The 19,094-nt window shown below is 56.5% G+C and carries 18 protein-coding genes, 2 tRNA genes and 3 rRNA genes; 10 read left to right on the plus strand and 13 right to left on the minus strand.

Translation table 11 applies throughout. The features are described from left to right. Nucleotides 1–607 precede the first annotated feature (607 nt). The 7 genes from SIB58_RS00005 (at nucleotide 608) to SIB58_RS00035 (ending at nucleotide 7,364) form a co-directional block, all read left to right on the plus strand. Nucleotides 608–2,092, plus strand: a 16S ribosomal RNA gene (locus tag SIB58_RS00005). A 183-nt stretch (nucleotides 2,093–2,275) separates the two neighbouring features. Then, nucleotides 2,276–2,349: transfer RNA gene (locus tag SIB58_RS00010), tRNA-Ile, on the plus strand. A gap of 9 nt (nucleotides 2,350–2,358) precedes the next feature. Continuing rightward, nucleotides 2,359–2,431, plus strand: a tRNA-Ala gene (locus SIB58_RS00015). A 394-nt stretch (nucleotides 2,432–2,825) separates the two neighbouring features. After that, a 23S ribosomal RNA gene (locus tag SIB58_RS00020) occupies nucleotides 2,826–5,691 on the plus strand. Between the two features lie 116 nt (nucleotides 5,692–5,807). Continuing rightward, nucleotides 5,808–5,924 (plus strand): 5S ribosomal RNA (gene rrf / locus SIB58_RS00025). Together the 16S, 23S and 5S rRNA genes with 2 tRNA genes alongside form the textbook arrangement of a ribosomal RNA operon. A 104-nt stretch (nucleotides 5,925–6,028) precedes the next feature. Beyond that, the gene (locus tag SIB58_RS00030) at nucleotides 6,029–6,964 is read left to right on the plus strand and encodes a YihY/virulence factor BrkB family protein (protein WP_066911854.1); all 936 of its coding nucleotides are present in this window, start codon (nucleotides 6,029–6,031) and stop codon (nucleotides 6,962–6,964) included. A gap of 49 nt (nucleotides 6,965–7,013) precedes the next feature. Continuing rightward, the gene (locus SIB58_RS00035; RefSeq protein ID WP_066911856.1) at nucleotides 7,014–7,364 is read left to right on the plus strand and encodes a hypothetical protein; all 351 of its coding nucleotides are present in this window, start codon (nucleotides 7,014–7,016) and stop codon (nucleotides 7,362–7,364) included. Nucleotides 7,365–7,388: 24 nt separating this feature from the next. Here the strand turns inward: SIB58_RS00035 and SIB58_RS00040 are convergent, their stop codons facing one another. The 8 genes from SIB58_RS00040 to SIB58_RS00075 form a co-directional block, all read right to left on the minus strand. After that, nucleotides 7,389–7,757 (minus strand): DUF2834 domain-containing protein, encoded by a 369-nt coding sequence (locus tag SIB58_RS00040; RefSeq protein WP_066911860.1) that lies wholly within the window; start codon nucleotides 7,755–7,757, stop codon nucleotides 7,389–7,391. After that, nucleotides 7,750–8,046: an exodeoxyribonuclease VII small subunit gene (gene xseB, locus SIB58_RS00045; RefSeq protein ID WP_066911862.1), complete on the minus strand. Its 297-nt coding sequence runs from the start codon at nucleotides 8,044–8,046 to the stop codon at nucleotides 7,750–7,752. Before xseB ends, SIB58_RS00040 begins: the two co-directional genes overlap by 8 nt. Nucleotides 8,047–8,099: 53 nt before the next feature. Beyond that, nucleotides 8,100–9,251 (minus strand): exodeoxyribonuclease VII large subunit, encoded by a 1,152-nt coding sequence (xseA, locus tag SIB58_RS00050; RefSeq protein WP_066911865.1) that lies wholly within the window; start codon nucleotides 9,249–9,251, stop codon nucleotides 8,100–8,102. Continuing rightward, nucleotides 9,241–9,423: a hypothetical protein gene (locus SIB58_RS00055; RefSeq protein WP_066911868.1), complete on the minus strand. Its 183-nt coding sequence runs from the start codon at nucleotides 9,421–9,423 to the stop codon at nucleotides 9,241–9,243. Before SIB58_RS00055 ends, xseA begins: the two co-directional genes overlap by 11 nt. Nucleotides 9,424–9,531: 108 nt before the next feature. Next, nucleotides 9,532–9,675 carry a chlorophyll a/b-binding protein gene (locus tag SIB58_RS00060; protein WP_066911871.1) on the minus strand — a complete coding sequence of 48 codons (144 nt, stop codon included), beginning with the start codon at nucleotides 9,673–9,675 and terminating at the stop codon, nucleotides 9,532–9,534. Nucleotides 9,676–9,744: 69 nt separating this feature from the next. Further along, a complete protein-coding gene (gene hrpB, locus SIB58_RS00065) occupies nucleotides 9,745–12,282 on the minus strand; it encodes an ATP-dependent helicase HrpB (protein WP_066911877.1) in 2,538 nt (845 codons plus the stop codon). A 246-nt stretch (nucleotides 12,283–12,528) separates the two neighbouring features. Further along, complete coding sequence (locus tag SIB58_RS00070; protein ID WP_066911878.1) at nucleotides 12,529–12,912, minus strand: hypothetical protein; 384 nt, start codon at nucleotides 12,910–12,912, stop codon at nucleotides 12,529–12,531. 56 nt (nucleotides 12,913–12,968) lie between these two features. Then, nucleotides 12,969–13,232, minus strand: a complete 264-nt coding sequence (locus SIB58_RS00075) for a DUF2973 domain-containing protein (protein ID WP_066911928.1) — start codon at nucleotides 13,230–13,232, stop codon at nucleotides 12,969–12,971. 268 nt (nucleotides 13,233–13,500) lie between these two features. Here SIB58_RS00075 and SIB58_RS00080 point away from each other — a divergent pair, with 268 nt between their 5' ends. After that, nucleotides 13,501–14,604: a trypsin-like peptidase domain-containing protein gene (locus tag SIB58_RS00080; protein ID WP_369813460.1), complete on the plus strand. Its 1,104-nt coding sequence runs from the start codon at nucleotides 13,501–13,503 to the stop codon at nucleotides 14,602–14,604. Nucleotides 14,605–14,610: 6 nt separating this feature from the next. On the opposite strand, the gene SIB58_RS00085 is transcribed toward SIB58_RS00080, so the two are convergent. Together SIB58_RS00085 and SIB58_RS00090 are read right to left on the minus strand one after the other, a co-directional pair. After that, a complete protein-coding gene (locus SIB58_RS00085; protein ID WP_066911882.1) occupies nucleotides 14,611–14,802 on the minus strand; it encodes a hypothetical protein in 192 nt (63 codons plus the stop codon). Between the two features lie 115 nt (nucleotides 14,803–14,917). Then, complete coding sequence (locus SIB58_RS00090) at nucleotides 14,918–16,642, minus strand: ABC-F family ATP-binding cassette domain-containing protein (RefSeq protein ID WP_066911883.1); 1,725 nt, start codon at nucleotides 16,640–16,642, stop codon at nucleotides 14,918–14,920. A 77-nt stretch (nucleotides 16,643–16,719) separates the two neighbouring features. On the opposite strand from SIB58_RS00090, the gene SIB58_RS00095 reads away from it, so the two are divergent. Further along, complete coding sequence (locus SIB58_RS00095) at nucleotides 16,720–16,890, plus strand: hypothetical protein (RefSeq protein ID WP_186538845.1); 171 nt, start codon at nucleotides 16,720–16,722, stop codon at nucleotides 16,888–16,890. Here the strand turns inward: SIB58_RS00095 and SIB58_RS00100 are convergent. After that, complete coding sequence (locus tag SIB58_RS00100) at nucleotides 16,868–17,095, minus strand: hypothetical protein (protein ID WP_066911884.1); 228 nt, start codon at nucleotides 17,093–17,095, stop codon at nucleotides 16,868–16,870. The genes SIB58_RS00095 and SIB58_RS00100 overlap by 23 nt on opposite strands. A gap of 65 nt (nucleotides 17,096–17,160) precedes the next feature. Further along, entirely contained in the window at nucleotides 17,161–17,475 is a 315-nt protein-coding gene (locus tag SIB58_RS00105; protein WP_066911933.1) for a hypothetical protein, read from the minus strand. Between the two features lie 138 nt (nucleotides 17,476–17,613). Here SIB58_RS00105 and SIB58_RS00110 point away from each other — a divergent pair, with 138 nt between their 5' ends. Then, the gene (locus tag SIB58_RS00110; RefSeq protein WP_066911887.1) at nucleotides 17,614–17,907 is read left to right on the plus strand and encodes a ribbon-helix-helix domain-containing protein; all 294 of its coding nucleotides are present in this window, start codon (nucleotides 17,614–17,616) and stop codon (nucleotides 17,905–17,907) included. Nucleotides 17,908–17,938: 31 nt separating this feature from the next. Here SIB58_RS00110 and SIB58_RS00115 read toward each other — a convergent pair whose 3' ends face one another. After that, on the minus strand, nucleotides 17,939–19,093 hold the full coding sequence (locus SIB58_RS00115) for an anhydro-N-acetylmuramic acid kinase (RefSeq protein ID WP_066911890.1): 1,155 nt from the start codon (nucleotides 19,091–19,093) through the stop codon (nucleotides 17,939–17,941). Between the last annotated feature and the right edge of the window lies 1 nt (nucleotide 19,094).

A 19,094-nucleotide genomic window follows, 5' to 3' on the forward strand; every position in this document is an offset into this window, starting at 1 on the left:
TTCCTGACTGGTCAACCAGTTGCGGATGGGGTTGGTTGTGAGCTATGTTTTTGGACTGCGCGTCAGGCGGAAGCCTGCAGCGCAGCCTTTGAGCATGAAGAGCGCGAGCTTGTAATGTTTGGGGGTGCTTACGAGGCCAGGAGGGAGAGATCCCACGGTGTTGTAAGTTTCACAAGCGGTCGCGAGACCGCACGGCCAACCGTTCCTGAGAGGGGACGCGACGGCAGAACCTGGACAATCGAAAAGTTTAGGAACTGACGCTTTCATCGCGTCGAGTTTCGATTGCTGAGCCGCGAGGTTGAGTAATTGAGCTTGATGAAAATGCGATGTAAGTGTGAGGTCCCGTCAACAATTATTCGTTGCAAAGAAGCAACGTGCTTACAAGGTTGAAAGTTTTCACGAGCTTTTGAGTTTGTCGGTGTGCACGTTGTGGAGCAACAACCGGATCTGAGATCCTGGAAAGTCACGAGGGAGAGATTCTAAGTGCACTCTTAAGAACCCTTCTGTCAGAGGAAGGAGGTTTTAACTGCAATCAGTGCGCCAGTGCTGATGAGTGGGTAAAGCAAATCAAGTTGAAGAGGTGAAAGCCTTTAAGAGGACTTGATCTACAACGGAGAGTTTGATCCTGGCTCAGGATGAACGCTGGCGGCGTGCTTAACACATGCAAGTCGAACGAACCTTCGGGTTAGTGGCGGACGGGTGAGTAACGCGTGGGAATCTGCCCTCAGGAGGGGGATAACGGTTGGAAACGACCGCTAATACCCCATATGCCGAGAGGTGAAATGAATTTCGCCTGAGGATGAGCCCGCGTCTGATTAGCTAGTTGGTGAGGTAAGAGCTCACCAAGGCATCGATCAGTAGCTGGTCTGAGAGGATGATCAGCCACACTGGGACTGAGACACGGCCCAGACTCCTACGGGAGGCAGCAGTGGGGAATTTTCCGCAATGGGCGAAAGCCTGACGGAGCAACGCCGCGTGAGGGATGAAGGCCTCTGGGCTGTAAACCTCTTTTCTCAAGGAAGAAGATCTGACGGTACTTGAGGAATAAGCCACGGCTAATTCCGTGCCAGCAGCCGCGGTAATACGGGAGTGGCAAGCGTTATCCGGAATTATTGGGCGTAAAGCGTCCGCAGGCGGCCTTTCAAGTCTGCTGTTAAAGCGTGGAGCTTAACTCCATCATGGCAGTGGAAACTGTTGGGCTTGAGTGTGGTAGGGGCAGAGGGAATTCCCGGTGTAGCGGTGAAATGCGTAGATATCGGGAAGAACACCAGTGGCGAAGGCGCTCTGCTGGGCCATAACTGACGCTCATGGACGAAAGCCAGGGGAGCGAAAGGGATTAGATACCCCTGTAGTCCTGGCCGTAAACGATGAACACTAGGTGTCGGGGGAATCGACCCCCTCGGTGTCGTAGCCAACGCGTTAAGTGTTCCGCCTGGGGAGTACGCACGCAAGTGTGAAACTCAAAGGAATTGACGGGGGCCCGCACAAGCGGTGGAGTATGTGGTTTAATTCGATGCAACGCGAAGAACCTTACCAGGGTTTGACATCCTGCGAATCTCTTGGAAACGAGAGAGTGCCCTCGGGAACGCAGTGACAGGTGGTGCATGGCTGTCGTCAGCTCGTGTCGTGAGATGTTGGGTTAAGTCCCGCAACGAGCGCAACCCACGTCTTTAGTTGCCAGCATTTAGTTGGGCACTCTAGAGAGACCGCCGGTGATAAACCGGAGGAAGGTGTGGATGACGTCAAGTCATCATGCCCCTTACATCCTGGGCTACACACGTACTACAATGCTACGGACAAAGAGCAGCAAGTTCGCGAGGACAAGCAAATCTCATAAACCGTGGCTCAGTTCAGATCGTAGGCTGCAACTCGCCTACGTGAAGGAGGAATCGCTAGTAATCGCAGGTCAGCATACTGCGGTGAATACGTTCCCGGGCCTTGTACACACCGCCCGTCACACCATGGAAGTTGGCCACGCCCGAAGCCGTTACTCCAACCCTTGTGGAGGAGGACGTCGAAGGTGGGGCTGATGACTGGGGTGAAGTCGTAACAAGGTAGCCGTACCGGAAGGTGCGGCTGGATCACCTCCTAACAGGGAGACAAACAACGATTTTGATGTCTGAGTACTTAATTCTTAGGCCGAAATCCTGTCACCTTAGGTCGATCGGTACCTCAATTTTGAAGTCAAGAATGCATAGCAATGTGAATTGCTTGATGGAGATTTTCAGTTCCTAAACTTTGTCTAGGTCACATCCCACAAGGGTTGAGTCTTCCTGGGCCATTAGCTCAGGTGGTTAGAGCGCACCCCTGATAAGGGTGAGGTCCCTGGTTCAAGTCCAGGATGGCCCATTCGGTGTTGGGGGTTTAGCTCAGTTGGTAGAGCGCCTGCTTTGCAAGCAGGATGTCAGGAGTTCGAGTCTCCTAACCTCCACTGATCGAACTCAATCTCCATCTTCTGAATGATGGAAGATGAACTCGAATGTGATGTGATTTAGATGTGTCCGCTGGCATGATCCCAGCTTCCTGTCATTCCGAAATAACGTGAACCATCACGATTGTTTTGGTTGATAAGATGCTGGGCTCGAACTGATTGATCAGTTTGATGTCTAGCAGAACCTTGACAACTGCATAGGAAAAAGTCTGTAAGAATAAAGCATCTCTCATGGATGCATCATTCTTTTATAGAATGATGTCAATTCTTGAGCAAGAGCCGAGACTCCATAACGTTCTTTTAATTGTGTCGAGCAATTGAGAGTTTGATGATTAATTCAAATTTGAATTAGTCAGAATCTGTTTCAACGACAGCAAGCGTTTTGGAGATGAATGGTCAAGCTACAAAGAGCTCACGGCGGATACCTTGGCACACAGAGGCGATGAAGGACGTGGTTACCTGCGATAAGTCTCGGGGAGCTGGAAACACGCTTTGATCCGGGAATTTCCGAATGGGGCAACCCTTAGAACGGCCAGCTGAATCCATAGGCTGGCACGAGCCAACCCAGCGAACTGAAACATCTTAGTAGCTGGAGGAAAGGAAAGTAAAAACGACTCCCTGAGTAGCGGCGAGCGAACGGGGAAGAGCCTAAACCGATGGTTTCGACTATCGGGGTTGTGGGACAGCAATGTGGAAAAGGGATGTTAGTGGAAGTGTTTGAAAGACACGCCAAAGAAGGTGAAAGCCCCGTACACGAAAACTGAACTGACCTAGCTGTATCCCGAGTAGCACGGAGCACGTGAAATTCCGTGTGAATCCGCGAGGACCACCTCGTAAGGCTAAGTACTACTGTGTGACCGATAGCGAAACAGTACCGCGAGGGAAAGGTGAAAAGAACCCCGGGAGGGGAGTGAAATAGAACATGAAACCGTGAGCTTACAAGCAATGGGAGCCCGACTTATCGGGTGACCGTGTGCCTGTTGAAGAATGAGCCGGCGACTTATAGGCACTGGCGGGTTAAACCGGAAATGGTGGAGCCACAGCGAAAGCGAGTCTGAATAGGGCGTTTGTCAGTGTTTATAGACCCGAACCCGGGTGATCTAACCATGGCCAGGATGAAGCTTGGGTGATACCAAGTGGAGGTCCCAACCAACTGACGTTGAAAAGTCACTGGATGAGCTGTGGTTAGCGGTGAAATGCCAATCGAACCCGGAGCTAGCTGGTTCTCCCCGAAATACGTTGAGGCGTAGCGTCTCGTGCTCCAGCAGGGGGGTAAAGCCACCATTTCGGTGCGGGCTGCGAGAGCGGTACCAAATCGAGATGAACTCTGAATACCCTGTGTGTAGCGAGGCAGTCAGACTGTGGGGGATAAGCTCCATGGTCGAGAGGGAAACAGCCCAGACCGCCAGCTAAGGTCCCCAAATCAACGCTAAGTGATAAAGGAGGTGGGATTGCCCAGACAACCAGGAGGTTTGCCTAGAAGCAGCCATCCTCAAAGGAGTGCGTAATAGCTCACTGGTCGAGCGATCCTGCGCCGAAAATGAACGGGGCTAAGCGTTGTACCGAAGCTGCGGATTTATGGTAGGGGAGCGTTCTATGTGGGGCGAAGCGTTAGCGTGAGCGGGCGTGGACTGCATAGAAGTGAGAATGTCGGCTTGAGTAGCGAAAACATGGGTGAGAATCCCATGCACCGAAACCCTAAGGGTTCCTCCGGCAGGCTCGTCCGCGGAGGGTTAGTCTGGTCCTAAGGTCAGGCCGAAAGGCGTAGTCGATGGATAACAGGTCAACATTCCTGTACCGGTTATGTTTTGGGAAGAGGGACGGAGAAGGCTAGCCAAGCCAGATGTTGGTTACTGGTTCAAGCGTTCGAGGCTATGAGGAGCGGCGAAAACGTTCCGAGCTGAGGCGTGAGTACGAGCTGCTACGGCAGCGAAGTTGGTGATGTCATGCTTCCAAGAAAAGCTCTATACCCGTTAAGGCATAACTGCCAGTACCCGAAACCGACACAGGTGGGGTGGTAGAGAATACCGAGGTGCGCGAGGTAACTCTCTCTAAGGAACTCGGCAAATTAGCCCCGTAACTTCGGGAGAAGGGGTGCCACCGCAAGGTGGTCGCAGTGAAAAGGCCCTGGCGACTGTTTACCAAAAACACAGGTCTCCGCTAAGTCGCAAGACGATGTATGGGGGCTGACGCCTGCCCAGTGCCGGAAGGTTAAGGAAGCCGGTCAGCGTAAGCGAAGCTGGCGACTGAAGCCCCGGTGAACGGCGGCCGTAACTATAACGGTCCTAAGGTAGCGAAATTCCTTGTCGGGTAAGTTCCGACCCGCACGAAAGGCGTAACGATCAGGGCGCTGTCTCGGAGAGAGGCTCGGCGAAATAGAATTGTCTGTGAAGATGCGGACTACATACACCCGGACAGAAAGACCCTATGAAGCTTTACTGTAGCTTGGTATTGTGCCCGGGCTCTGAATGCGCAGGATAGGTGGGAGACGTTGATCTCGTGCTTGTGGGTACGAGGGAGTCAATGGTGAGATACCACTCTTTCAGAGCTAGGGTTCTAACGTTCACCCGTTATCCGGGGAGCGGACAGTATCAGGTGGGCAGTTTGACTGGGGCGGTCGCCTCCTAAAAGGTAACGGAGGCGCGCAAAGGTTTCCTCAGGCTGGTTGGAAATCAGCCGCTGAGTGCAAAAGCAGAAGGAAGCTTGACTGTGAGACCTACAAGTCGAACAGGGACGAAAGTCGGCTTTAGTGATCCGACGGTTCTGAGTGGAAGGGCCGTCGCTCAACGGATAAAAGTTACTCTAGGGATAACAGGCTGATCTCCCCCAAGAGTTCACATCGACGGGGAGGTTTGGCACCTCGATGTCGGCTCATCGCAACCTGGGGCTGAAGTCGGTCCCAAGGGTTGGGCTGTTCGCCCATTAAAGCGGTACGCGAGCTGGGTTCAGAACGTCGTGAGACAGTTCGGTCCATATCCGGTGTATGCGTAGGAATATTGAGAGGATTTCTCCCTAGTACGAGAGGACCGGGAGGAACGCACCTCTGGTGTACCAGTTATCGTGCCAACGGTAAACGCTGGGTAGCCATGTGCGGAGTGGATAACCGCTGAAAGCATCTAAGTGGGAAGCCCACCTCAAGATGAGTATTCCCATGGGGTAACCCAGTAAGGTCACGGGAAGAACACCCGTTGATAGGCTCTACGTCGAAGTCCAGTAATGGATGCAGCGGAGGAGTACTAATAGACCGAGGGCTTGACCATGATTTGGTTCTTGCCTGAGGCGAAGTTTTATTCGATTCAGATGAATGATCAATGATGAAAGTTGTTGATCATGTCCTATGCAGTTCTCAGGGTTCACCCTTGGGAATGTTTTCTATCCTGGTGTCCATAGCGCTGTGGAACCACTCCGATCCATCTCGAACTCGGTTGTGAAACGCAGCAGCGGCGACGATATTTGGGGGGTAGCCCCCTGAGAAAATAGCTCGATGCCAGGTAAAACATTCCAATCACATCGTGATACGAAGAAAGCCACCCCGGAGAGGGTGGCTTTTTTTGTGCCTTGACGCGCTAGTTTGGAACGATAACTTTGTCAGAATTCATGGCGAAGATGCTGTCGATTCGTCAGCTTTGCCGCTCTCTGTGGAGAGCTTATCTGCGTTGGGCGTCTTCTGATTGTGTTGATCTCAGTGCAGCTTTCGCTTACTACACTCTTCAGTCAATCTTTCCGATTTTGATAATTTTATTGTCTTTGACGTCCTGGTTGCTTGGGCGGCAGCAGAGCCTGGATGAACAGATTCTGATCTATGCAAGTGGTGTACTGCCACCTCCTGCGATTGAGATTATTCGCCAGACTCTTCAGAAGCTTGTTTCTCAGGGGTTTGGAGCTGGTCTTCTCGGTGCAGCCGTTCTGTTGGTGACGGCTGGGAATGTTTATTTGACCTTGCAGCGTGGAGCGGATCGTTTATGGCGTGATGTTCTGCAGCCATTGCCTGATGCATTGCCGTTCGGGGCACAGGCTTATCGGTTTGTGCGGGTGAGAATAGAAGCTTTTTTCGTTGTGATTCTGATAGGTCTTCTGATCGTTGTCGATCAAATCAGTGCCAATCTGCGAATGGTGCCTGCGGCTTTTGTTGATGAATTAACCCGCTCTTTGCCATGGTTGACTGATATTTTCCCTGATTTGCCGGTGCTTCAGTTCGGCCGTTTGTTGATTCCTTTTATAGGTTTTTCGGGAATGGCTTTGTTGCTGCAATTCCTGCTTCCCAGCCGAAAAGTCCCTTTCTTGCCTCTGATTCCCGGTTCTTTGTTGATCGGGTTTTTGCTGACAATCCTCAATCTTGCTGTCAGCAGAAGTATTTTTTCGCTGGGAGCTCGATATCAGGCTTATGGAGTCATTGGTGGAGTTCTCGTGCTGACGCTATGGATCTGGATGGTTGGCGTTGTGATTTACTTCGGACAGTGTTGGAGTGTGGAGTTGGCCAATATGCGTATTAAGAAGAGCGGTGATCCGTTCTTTCACGCCGTCCATGACTGACGTGGATCAGTGATCATAGAAATCGATCATTCACTGGGTCTCGGTTGATATGGGTCGACTGCCTCCTCTGGTCTGGCTTGTGGCCCTGTTGCTGTTGCTGCCGACGCCTCTTGGCCGGGCATTGATCGACGTGCTCGGCGGAGTTGCTCTGGTTCTGCTTGCGCTTCCTGTGATTCTTGGTGGTCTGGGTTGGATTGGATGGAAGGTCTTGCAAAGCCGAATGCAGGTTTGCCCCAACTGCGGTTCAGCTTCGTTGCAGACAACCCCAGTTTGTGCTGTCTGTGGGTCTGCGTTCTCAACGGCCGATACAGCTCAGGCTTCCAGATCGCAGACTGAAGTTGATTCAACTCCCGCTAGTTCTGTCACGATTGATGTCACTGCCGAAGATGTTGATAGCTGAGGTTCACTTCAATGGTTTGGTCCTTCAATCGTTTTGCTCGGTCACTGGCGTCTCTTTTTCCAGCTCCAGCAGACGACGTTCGCGTAAATACAGAAAAAATGGTCCTCCGCAGGCAAACGACACGGTGACGCAAAGCACTAAAGAGATCCACCAGCTTCTGACCTGTAATCGGCGCCCTTCAATGGTGATCCAGATGGTGAACGCAGTGGCGCCGATGATCAGATCGCGGCTTAGTGATCGTGATGCTGCATTCAGATTGGCATCTCGGATGAAGCCACTTAGATCGAATCCTGTTCCCGCTCCTGCCTGAATGAACTCCAGATTGGCTTGCCAAGGCAGAACTGCACCCAGCAAAGCCAGAAACAGATAGCTCCATATCAGCACGTTACGCATCGTTCCGCTGCTCATAGGTCTCGCTCTCATACCTCTGGGTGGTCAATGTCTGAGGATCAAGTTGAAGAACACTCTGTTCTGTTTCGCTGAGAAGTTGTTCACATCGACTCAGATAAATCTCCGCCCGTTGATGACTGCTCTGAAGTTCGGATAACGGTAGGGATTCGTCCTGAAGCTTGGCCAAGAGAAGGTCGAGTGCCTGGAGGGCCTCCTCGTAGTTCAGTGCTTCAGCATCCTTTCGCCAGGTCACCTGGGGATCATTCTTGACGGTTGGGGATTTCTTCGGCATCGACGGATAGGGGAGTGGAGTTCCAAGCAGAGGTTTTCCTCTGAAATGAGCAGTTAACCCAAGTTTGTCTGAACGGATTGGACCGTGACACCGATCAGTCCGTCTCGAACATGGATCACCAGATCGTCGTTGGGATTGGCTTGATTCACCGACTCAAGCACCGTTCCGTCCAGTTGGATCACCTTCGCGAATCCCCGGGTCAACCAGCGATCTGGTGAGAGAGCCTTGAGCAGTTGTTGCCGTTGAAGCAACTGTTGGCGGCTGCGCTGCAACACAGTGAGCGGTTGCACACTTTGCAGCAGTTGATGCCTTTGCTGAAGCCGCTCTCTTTCTCGCCTGAAACGCCATTGTTGTTGTTGCATCAACTGCAAACGTTGCTGCCGGGCTGTCTGCAAGGCTGAGACTCGACTCGGACAAAGGCTGACGATTGCTGCGGTGGGTGTGGCAGCACGATGATCAGCCACCAGATCGGCAACGGTGAGATCGTCTTCGTGCCCCAGCCCGGTCACGACCGGACAGCAGAACGCTGCAATGGCACGACAGACCTGTTCATCGTCGAAAACCATCAGATCCTCCCTGCTTCCTCCTCCCCTGGCCAGAACCAGAGCATCCAGTTTCAACTGTGGGTCAGCCTGGTTGAGCTGCTCCAGCACTGCGCAGATCTGTGGAGCGACGGCGCCCTGAACAGGGATTGGAACAACCAGCAGTTCGGCCAGAGGCCATCGCTCACTGGCAGTCCTGAGCATGTCCGCCAAGGCCGAACTGGGCACGCTCGTCAACAGAGCAATTCGCCTGGGGATCAACGGCAGGCGTTTTCGTGCTGCTGGATCAATCAACCCTTCTGAAGTCAGCAGCGCTTTAACAGCTTCAAAGCGTCGCTCAACGGTGGAGAGACTCGGGCGGATGTCGATGGCCTGGACCGCGAGACTGGCCCGGGCTGCCCAGAAATTCAGTTTTCCCACCACCGTGACTCCGTCACCGTCTGCAGGCACGAAATCGAGCTGGTTTAACCGCGATGCCCAGCAGACCACAGTGATGGTTGCCTCCCCATCGGTGAGGTTCATCCAGAGGTGCCCTTTTTTGACCTGGGGGCGGGACGCAATGCCCTGGACCAGAAAACGGGGGGCGAAACCACGTTCGAGCAGTGAGCCGACTGCACTGTTGAGCTCCTTGACGGAGTAGCTGGGGATGGCGTTAGCGGTCAAGGCGGCGATAGGCGAAACCCCAGTAGATGCAGACGGCGCCAGCGATCACACTCAGGATTCGTCCCCATTGATGGTCCAGCTGGGTCAGCCCGATCGACAGAAACACCAGTGCACTGCTCAGCAACCTGGCACCATCGCGGCGGTTGCCGGCGAAGAAACGGGGCAAGGGCACGGGTCAACTCCGCATACTCTCTCGCAGTGAGGGCAGACAATGAAAAACCCCATCGGCTTGGCCAATGGGGTTGGTGAGTGCCAATGGCGCTCAGTGCGGTAGACGAGATCAACCGAGGCCGATCTGGGACAGGATGCCTTGGCCGGTGAGCAGCTCTGTACCCAGGCCGATCACGAAGCCCATCATGGCCAGGCGGCCATTCCAGGTTTCAGCGAAGTTGACGAAGCCGAAGCGGGATGCGTTGTCAGACATGGGTTGTGATCCGTGACTTCAACCAATGTAACAAACAATGGAGTTTTGTTGCCTGTCGTGAATGCGACATTAAGACCACTTCTTCGACCTGCTAGTAGGAACCGCTGTCATCGGTGACTCTGGCCATGGGTGTTTCGGGTAGCGGCCGCGCATCTCGCGACGGACTTCCATGTAGCTCCCGGTCCAGAAGCTTGCAAGGTCCTTGGTGCGCTGCAAAGGTCGGCCGGCTGGCGAGAGCAGTTCAAGGGTCACCGGTAGGGCTCCGTTGAGAAGGATCGGTCCTTGGCTGCAGCCGAACATCTCCTGCAGCTTGACCGACAGCACTGCATCGTCATCGCCATAAGTGACTCTGGCTTCTCTGCCGCTGGGAATCCTCAGTCTCTCGGGAAGCAGTGTTTCCAGCTCCCGTCGCTGTGCCCAGGTGAGGTCGCTCCATAATGCTTCAGTCAGGTCGCCGCTGGCCAGCTCCTGCCAGCTGCTGCAGTTCAGGCTGGCCTCTCTGAGCCAGAGCTCAGGAGCGTTCTGCAGTGTCTGGAAAGTGCGATTCGGCCATGGGCTCCCCAAGTGGCTGTGGGCAATCTGAAGGCGCCGACGCAGCTGTTCGCAGGATTCGTCCCAGGGGAGAAGTTCGAGGCCATGGTCGCGAAGTCGCTGCAGCAACGCATGGCTTACCAGATCGGCTGAAGGGCGGGGCAGTTGCTGTCGCTGCAATTCGATCGCACCGAGGCTCAGGACTCGCTCAGCGCGGATTCCCTGTTGTTTGTCGTTCCAGGCGACGTGTTCACTCCATTCCCCATGCTCTGAGGCCATGTCTTCGAGAAAGTGCCGGCTGATGGGCACCGCCAGGCGAATGCGTGCATCACATTCCTTGAGGTCAAGCCTGGCGATGGCCAGGGCCTCGGCGCTGCTCAAGGGGTCTGATATCAGCAGTTCTGCGCCGCGACCCTGGCGCAGTAGGAATGTCCCTGGTCGTCCAGGTCGTGCCAGGGCGAGCCACTCGGGGAATGCAGTGGCGATCAGCCGCGCGAGAGAGAGATCCTCAGGCTCGTTGAGGGGCAACTGCAACGCTGATGGCTCGAGTGAGCGGAGCTGTCTTTGCCATTGCCTGCTCTGCTGGCGCATGCTGCCGAGACCGTCGTGACGATTGGATCGCGCTGTGTCTCGCAAGCACTGAAGGCGATGGCCTACATCACACCCAACATCACGACTGCCGGGTAGATCCCGTTCACTCAGCAGCGCAGCCAGATCGCAGGCCAGTGCCTCCAGTCCCCAGCGCTTCGCCTGGATCAACATCAGCCCCAACCTTGGGTGCATGCCGAACGCTGCCACCTGTTGCCCAACCGCTGTGATCTGCCCCTGATCCGTGAGCAGTTTGAGCTGCTTCAGTTGCTGCTGCCCTTCCTGGAACAGTGGTTTGGGTGGAGGTTCCAGCCAGTCGAGGTCTTCACCCAGGCCAGCACCCCACTGCGCCAGGTCAAGCACGGTGGGTTGTGGATCTGCCCGTTGCAGCTCCGGAGGGTCTTGCGCTGGCCGTCGTTGCTCGTCAGCAGCTGACCAAAGGCGTACGCAGCGGCCTGGTCCCTGGCGCCCCGCTCGTCCCCGCCTCTGATCCGCGCTGGCAATGCTGGCTTGCACGGTCACCAACTTTTCCATGCCCGTGCCTGGATCAAAACGCGTGTGGCGATTCAGTCCTGCATCCACCACGAGGCGGATGCCATCCAGGGTGAGAGAGCTTTCCGCTATGGATGTCGCCAGGACGATGCGTCCATGCCAGCGTCTGTCGCAGGGCCTGAGTGTTTCGGTCTGCAGTTTGAGAGAGAGCTGGCCATGCAGCGTCAGCACCCGCCAGTTACGCAGACGCTGCACTCCCATGAGCCTTTGTCGGCAGCGTTCAATCTCACGCACACCAGGGAGAAAGACGAGGACCCCAGGAGAGATTTCACCGGTGTGGCTGTTGTGTTCGAGCTCGATCAATTCCTCCTCGAGGACGCGCAGCACATGCGTTTCGAGGCACTCCTTGTTGCGGGGTTGGCAGTGGCGGGTCTGCACCGGGAAGGCTTGTCCCTGACTGGTGAGCGTGTCAGCAGCATCGAACTGGGCACTCAGCGCCTCCAGCTGCAGGGTTGCTGACATCAGCAGCAGCTTCAGGTCAGGCCTCAGCAAGCGTCTTGCTTCCCGCAGAAGTGCCAGGGCAACGTCACTGTCGCGGCGGCGCTCATGGAATTCATCGAAGATCACAATCTCCACCCCAGGCAGGTCGGGCTGGGACTGAAGACGCCGCAGGAACAGCCCGTCAGTGATGGCTTCGATGGTCGTGGCGTCTGAGCGTCTCTGTTCGTTGCGGACGGAGTAACCCACACGCTGGCCCACCGGTTCGCCGATGGACTCAGCCAATCGAGTAGCAGCCGCTTTAGCCGCAAGCCTTCGCGGCTCAATCAGCAGGATGCGACCTGAAGCTCGGGGTGCGTGGACCAGCTCCCCCATTAATGCCAGAGGAACCCGGGTGGTCTTGCCTGCACCCGGTGGTGCCTGAAGGATCAGGGTTCCTGAGCTGTGTAGTCGAAAACAGAGGTCAGTGAGAAGACCATCAATGGGAAAGGAACCCAAGGGCGACGATCGACGTCAGAGTATGAAGTTGAGAATCCCCAGCAGCAGAATGCTGGTCAACGCTCCCATTGCCGTGAGCAATTTGATCAGCGGTGCGCTGCGGTGTTTCAGCGTGGCCATGAAGAAATCCTTAAAGGCCTAAAGAAAGTTTTTTAGCTCCTTGTGGGCCGGCTTGGCTGTATCCGTTGGCACGGCGTTACATGCAGCAAGGTGGCGAACAAGGGCAGGCGCTGCCGTCTCAGGGGCTCAACGCACGTGGCGAGCCCCATCAACCGGGTGGTAATCCTCTCCGGTGAGTTCTTCGTAGACAATCGCAGGCAGTCCGGTTTCGAACATCGTCTGCAGGGCTTCTTTCAGGTAAGGGTTCCAGCCACCGGTGCTCACCTGGCCATGCCTGACCGTCCAGTCCCAGGTGCCCTGAAGATCGCGAGGAATACGCCCTTCGCGGTCGCGTCGGGCAACCAAGTCGAGTGATTCAACCAGCCCCACCTGGATTGGATCTTTGCCATAGGCGGGAGTCAGGCTGAGTTCCAGACGAACGGGGTCTTCCTTGAGCAGACGCAGGCGAAAGCGTGGGGGCAGTTTCACGGATTTGATCACCGCGGCAACGATCCGTGTTCTTTGATCCACCAGGAGGTTCCCCCTACGAGTCCGAGTCGAGCTGCCGCGCAGCTTTCCTACCTAACTTATTCATTAGGTCGCACGCCAGGTTCGCCAGTCTCGTCCTCACCACTGAATCGAACGGTGAGCAGGTCCTCTTCAGTCAATCGGCCATCACCATCGAGCAGTTCAGGGTGAATGGTCACCTTGCCGGTTCGGTCAGCAGGAGTGTTAGTCGCCCCTGGAGAACGCACTGTTGCGCTGAACCCGCGTCCCATCACCCGGAAGGCTTGCCACAGCAGGGCCAGGAAGACCAGTCCGTAAATCAGGGGAAAAAGACTGCTGATCATGGGATGACGGCGGTTGTCGAGCTGGGACACACCCTCTCTTGCCTCCATCATCGCTATTCCTCGCCCAGTTGTGCTCGTTCAGGGCGCACTGTTGGTTGCATCTGGTCATGGAATCAACGGTGATTCCCCCTATCCGCGGTGGATTGCCCTGATTAAGGTCGGTTTCTCGCAATTCGTCGTCGCCCTCTCCATGGCTGTGGCACCGTTCATTTCTGTTAAGGAGCCTGCTCCGGTTACACGTGTCAGTCGCCGGGTCCTGCCTCTTATGATGGGGCTGTCGCTCGTGGCGCCAGTGGGTCTGGTCTTGCCACAGAGGAGTGTTGTGGCGGCAGCTCAGGTCTCAGCCTCAGCCGGTCTGTCGGCTCAATCCTTTGTGGCGGCGGCGGTGGCCAAAAGCGGCCCTGCGGTGGTCACGCTGGAAACGCAGCGAACCGTGCGGACAGCTGGTGGATCAGGCTTACCAGATGGACTGCTGATGGATCCGTTCTTTCAGCGCTTCTTCGGTTTGCGGGGCTCCGCTGCTCCGAGGGCTCGCGTGGAACGTGGTCAGGGCAGTGGTGTGATCTTCGATGACCAGGGACTGGTGCTGACCAACGCCCATGTTGTTGAGAACACAGATCGGGTGATGGTGGGATTGCCTGATGGGAGACGAGTTTCCGGCCAGGTTGTCGGCCAGGACTCGGTGACCGATCTGGCGGTCGTGAAGCTCCAGGGAGGAGATCTCTGGCCAACCGCTCCTCTTGGCGATTCGGATCGACTGCGAGTTGGTGACTGGGCCATTGCGGTGGGTAATCCTTTCGGGCTTGAAAACACCGTCACCCTGGGAATCGTGAGCAACCTCAATAGGAACGTCTCCCAGCTCGGAATCCAGGGCAAACGCCTGGATCTGATTCAGACCGATGCGGCAATCAACCCCGGGAACTCCGGTGGCCCTTTGCTGAATTCCGTCGGTGAGGTGGTGGGGATCAACACATTGGTGCGCTCAGGCCCCGGAGCCGGCCTCGGATTTGCCATCCCGATCAACAGGGCTAGAACGATCGCCTCGCAGCTGGTGAACCAGGGACGAGCGAGTCACCCCATGGTCGGGATTGGTCTCTCGACGATTCCTGCATCAAAGCCTGGCGGAACGGTGCCCCCCGGCGCCGTTGTCCGCTCGGTGATGCCCGGTGGTCCGGGCGCTCTGGCCGGCCTTCAGATCAATGATGTCATCGTGTCAGTGGCCGGCCAGCCGGTGCGCAATCCAGCTGAGGTGGTGACAGCCATTGATCGCAGCGGTGTTGGTCAGCCTCTGGTGCTCAGCGTGCAGCGCCAGGGAAGGCAACTGCCAGTGACGGTGAGGCCCGTTGAAATGAGCGCTCTGAAGATGCCCTGATCTGGGTCAGGTGTCATCTGCATCCTTCAGTTGCTCAACGCAGCGTGTGATGCATTCACCATCATCCAGAGAGCATGTGGTAATGCACTCGAAGTAGGTCTCAACGGCATCCCATGTCTGCTCATGGTCGCCTGCTGGATTGGGGCTGCTCAGATTGACGCTATTGATACCGGCGGACTGAGTTTCATGGTTTCTCATCGAGTGCCGGGATCGGTGATGTCAGCCTATGCACACGTTTCGAGCGGGTAAAGGGAAATAAGTCTTCCTGCCTAACTGTTCGTGAAGTTTCGTCTTGCACGCCACCGTATTGGTTTCAAGCCGCACTTCTCCGTTTCGCGTCCCGTTCTTTCTGTTTCTGGCGCTTGGCCTTTCTCTTCGCGTCCTGTTGCGCCTGGCGGAGTGCGGCTTCGGCGGCCTCCTTCTCTTCGGCTTTCTTTTCGACGTAGTAGGAGTAGTCGCCTCGGTAAAGCACCAGTTCTCCATCCCGCAGTTCAACGATGCGATTGGCGACACGGGAGATGAAATACCGGTCGTGAGAAACAAGCAGTGCCGCTCCCTCGTAGGCGCAGAGAGCGTCTTCCAGCATTTGCTTGGCTGGGATATCAAGATGGTTGGTGGGCTCGTCCAACACCAGGAGATTGCACGGTGTGAGCAGCATCAGGGCCAATGCAAGACGTGCCTTCTCGCCGCCGCTCAGCTTGCCGACCTCTTTGAACACGGTGTCGTTGCTGAAGCAGAAGCTGCCCAGCAGTGAGCGCACCTGGGTCTGCGTCCAGTCCGGTACCGCTTCAAACATCGTGTCAATCACGGTTTTGCCCAGGTCCAGAGCCTCTGCCTGGTTTTGTTCGAAATAACGCGCGATCACATTGTGTTCACCCAGCCGAGCCGAGCCCTCGTCTGGTGACTCCATTCCCATGATCAGTCGCAGAAGCGTGGACTTTCCGGCTCCGTTCGGCCCAACAAAGGCAATGCGATCACCGCGCTCAACCTCCAGTTCCGCTCCCAGGAAGAGGATTTGGTCGCCGTAGCTATGGGTGAGATTCTCCATCAAAGCCACCCGGGCACCGGATCGGGGTGCTTCAGGAAACCGGAAACTCGGTCCGGCAACGCTTTCGATCGGAGCGTTAACCAGTTCCACCTTCTCGAGTTGTTTTTCCCTGCTCTTGGCCTGGGTGCTTCGCGTGGCACTTGCTCTGAATCGATCGATGTAGGCCTGCTGGGTGGCGATCTCCTTCTGCTGACGGTCGAAGGCCGCCTGCGTCGCCTCCTGCTCCAGCTGCTTCTGTTCCAGATGCGCGGTGTAATTGCCGAGATAACTTCTGGAAATCCCCCTTTCGGTGGCAACAATCTGGTTGCAGACGCGATCGAGAAAGGTTCGATCGTGACTGATCACCACAAGGGCTGCTGTCTGCTCCTGCAGGTAGCCCTCGAGCCACTGGATGGTTTCCACATCCAGGTGGTTGGTCGGCTCATCAAGCAGCAGCAGATCAGGTTCCTGAAGAAGAATCTTGCCCAGGGCGATGCGCATCTGCCATCCGCCCGAATAGTCTCCGACCATGCATTCGGCACTCTCCGGCGTGAAGCCGATGGTGGGCAGCAGCTTGTCAATGCGGGCATCCAGTTCGTAGCCATGCAGGGCTTCGAATCGGTTCTGCAGCTGTCCCAACTCGTGAATCAGCTCATCGAGATGATCGGGATCTTCAGCTGCTTGGTCAGAGCCCATCGCCTCTTCGACTTCGCGCTGGCGGTTCAGCACAGTGGCGGCTTCTCCAAAGGCTTGGAAGAGCTCCTGCCGCACCGAGCGGTTGAGGTCCACGTCGAATTCCTGTTGCAGGAATGCGATTCGTGGTTCCCCCTGGCGAACGACCGCGCCGCTGGTCGGCTCTTCATGGCCCGCGATCAAGCGCATCTGAGTCGATTTGCCTGCGCCGTTGACACCGACCAGGCCAATGCGATCGCCGGGTTTGATCTCCCAGGTGACGTCCCGGAGCACTTCCCCAGTGGGATAGATCTTGCTGACGTGCTCAAGTCGCAGCACCGGCGAAGACGCGGAGAAACCCCATCATCTCGTGTCGGGGTGTGGGCAGACTGTGCTCAAAGAGAGAAGCTGCGTTGATGCGAAGGCTGGAGCAAGTCGCCGCCCTTGTGGTGGCAGCAGGGCTGGCTCTGGTGAGTTACTGGTTGTTCTTCAGCTGGGCCGGTGGAGGTGGCAGCAGGGAGCGTCTGCCTGTGCCGGTTTCACCCAGCCAATCCAGCCGGTTGATCAAAGACCGCCCCTCGCTTTGACCAGCCACTGCTTGCTGAGCTCGTCATCAAGGCTGTTGATGAAAGCCTTGACCTCGTCATGGGTCACCGGGAGGTTCATCTGCTCCCCCACCTGACAGATGGCCTGAATGGCTCCTCCAGGATTCTGAAGAGCCTGTCTGAACAGGGCGCGTGTTAATTCTCGATCCTGCTCGATCTTGGTGTAGAGCTCTGCTGCATTGCTCATGGCGCACCACCATCTGCGTCAACCCTATCTGTGGCCATCCTGTGCAGCCATGGGCGCGCTCTCTCTTAAGCGGCCTGGTCCAGGTCGGCTTCCTTGAGGCCTGATGCGGAAGCATCTTCCATGCTGCGTGCATCCGCGCAGAGAACCTTGCGCAGTTGGGCGTAGTTAGCGGCCTGGGACATCCTGCCTTCCTGCACAGCTCCGTATTCAGCTCGCTGCAGCACATGGTGCAGGTGCGTGAGCAGGTAGGAACTGATCACTGCCGAGACCAGTACATCGCTGTTATCAGACGCACGGCGAGATCGTCGTGAACCGGCAGCCCTTCGATTGCGCGGGGCTGACTGGCGAGTGCTGGAGGCCTGGCTGGTTGTACGTGGCATGGCAGTCCTGGCGGAATCGTTGATGTGCAGTCCTGAGGTGATGAGCCGCGTGTCAGGGAACGGGGTGACCACATCATAGTGCTGGATACTACCCTTGCGCATCTCTGTACACTTTTAAGTACCTCTGCCTCATGGTTCGTGGCGACCCGCCAAACCTCATCCAGCGGGAAGCCGAAATCGCCGCGGATTCAGGTGGTTTTGCCTGAAGATCTCTGTCATCGGCTGACAGCCCTTGCTGAACAGGAGTGCCGTACCGTCAGCAACATGGCCAAAGTGTTGATCCAGCAGGGGGTTCAGCGTCTGGAACAGGCCGGTTCCTCAGTGGTGTCAGCTCCCACATCCACAGAGCGAATGCGCTCAGCTCTCGAGGCTCAGCAGCCTCGTCGACTCCGCGGAGCTCCTCGACGGTTGCGGCTGCATCGCCCTGGCTGATCTGAGTGACCTGCGGAGTGGCTGACAGGGTTCAGGCCGGTTCGGCGCGCACCCCCAGAACACAGCTGTGTTCTGCCCCAGTGATGGAAGGTGCATTGCCGGGATGATTGCGGTGATGCCACCAGGCCAGCAGCGCGAACACCAGGGCTTCGCGCGCCTCGCAGGGAAGATTCAGTTCGTCGCTGGGACGCACTCTGAGGCCATGGCAACGCGATTGCAATTCCCGCATCAGCGTTGTGTTGCGGCGGCCTCCTCCGGCCACCACCATCTCCGTCGGCAGGGGAAGGCCGAGATGGCGTACCTGCTGCAGATCCTGAGCCACCACTGCAGCTGTGAAGGCTGTGAGTGTGGCCATCTGGTCCTCGGGGCAGGCCTGTTGCAGCTCGCTGAGCCTCCGTTCCAGATCCTTGCGACCAAACAGTTCGCGTCCGGTCGACTTCGGTGCTCTCTTCAGGAAATAGGGCTCACTCAGCCAGCTCCTCAGCTGCTCATCCATCACCTGTCCGCGTGCAGCCATGCCTCCATCCCTGTCACAGCGCTCCTGCCCATCGCTGAAGGCGGCCATCGCCAGGTCGATCAGGCTGTTGGCTGGACCGCAGTCCCAGCCGAGCACGGGTCGTTGCCGGTCTGGACCGTGTGACGGCGGAATCAGGGTGATGTTGGCGATGCCACCGAGATTCAACAGCGCCCGCCAGCCCTTAATTCTGCCCATCAGAGCCGCATCGGCCATGGGTACCAAGGGGGCGCCCTGCCCACCCAGAGCGAGGTCAGCGGCACGGAAATCGTGAATAACAGGTCGCTGCAGCATGTGTGCGAGCAGCGGCCCCTGAAGCATCTGCCAGCTGCTTCCACGTTGGCGCTTGCCTCTCGCGTCGGCTTCAGGTGGGCGGTGCCAGATCGTTTGGCCATGGCAGCCAATGAGGCTGGCTGAACGATCGGGATCGCAGGCTTCAGCAGCCTTTGCCTGGTATTCAGTGATCGCTTCAGCCAGATCCAGAATGGCCGCTGCAGGGGCAGCTTCTCCCTGGGCCATGGCCAGCATTCCCTTGCGCAGATCTGAGGGATAGGGGCAGGAAGCACTGTGAATCAGGGTCCAGCTTGGACTGCTCGATGACCCACTGAACTCAGCAAGAACGGCATCCACTCCATCGGCACTGGTGCCGCTCATCAGCCCGAGAACGCGCATG

This window comes from Synechococcus sp. MIT S9504, from assembly GCF_047497135.1.
Taxonomy (GTDB): Bacteria; Cyanobacteriota; Cyanobacteriia; order PCC-6307; family Cyanobiaceae; genus Synechococcus_C.

Excerpts from the sequence above, each read along its gene's own strand:
- SIB58_RS00030 (WP_066911854.1), top strand. The coding sequence starts at position 6,029 with ATGGCGAAGATGCTGTCGATTCGTCAGCTTTGCCGCTCTCTGTGGAGA.
- SIB58_RS00035 (WP_066911856.1), top strand. The coding sequence starts at position 7,014 with ATGGGTCGACTGCCTCCTCTGGTCTGGCTTGTGGCCCTGTTGCTGTTG.
- SIB58_RS00040 (WP_066911860.1), bottom strand. The coding sequence starts at position 7,757 with ATGCGTAACGTGCTGATATGGAGCTATCTGTTTCTGGCTTTGCTGGGT.
- xseB (WP_066911862.1), bottom strand. The coding sequence starts at position 8,046 with ATGCCGAAGAAATCCCCAACCGTCAAGAATGATCCCCAGGTGACCTGG.
- SIB58_RS00060 (WP_066911871.1), bottom strand. The coding sequence starts at position 9,675 with ATGTCTGACAACGCATCCCGCTTCGGCTTCGTCAACTTCGCTGAAACC.
- SIB58_RS00075 (WP_066911928.1), bottom strand. The coding sequence starts at position 13,232 with ATGATCAGCAGTCTTTTTCCCCTGATTTACGGACTGGTCTTCCTGGCC.
- SIB58_RS00080 (WP_369813460.1), top strand. The coding sequence starts at position 13,501 with ATGGGGCTGTCGCTCGTGGCGCCAGTGGGTCTGGTCTTGCCACAGAGG.
- SIB58_RS00085 (WP_066911882.1), bottom strand. The coding sequence starts at position 14,802 with ATGAGAAACCATGAAACTCAGTCCGCCGGTATCAATAGCGTCAATCTG.
- SIB58_RS00095 (WP_186538845.1), top strand. The coding sequence starts at position 16,720 with ATGCGAAGGCTGGAGCAAGTCGCCGCCCTTGTGGTGGCAGCAGGGCTG.
- SIB58_RS00100 (WP_066911884.1), bottom strand. The coding sequence starts at position 17,095 with ATGAGCAATGCAGCAGAGCTCTACACCAAGATCGAGCAGGATCGAGAA.
- SIB58_RS00105 (WP_066911933.1), bottom strand. The coding sequence starts at position 17,475 with ATGCCACGTACAACCAGCCAGGCCTCCAGCACTCGCCAGTCAGCCCCG.
- SIB58_RS00115 (WP_066911890.1), bottom strand. The coding sequence starts at position 19,093 with ATGCGCGTTCTCGGGCTGATGAGCGGCACCAGTGCCGATGGAGTGGAT.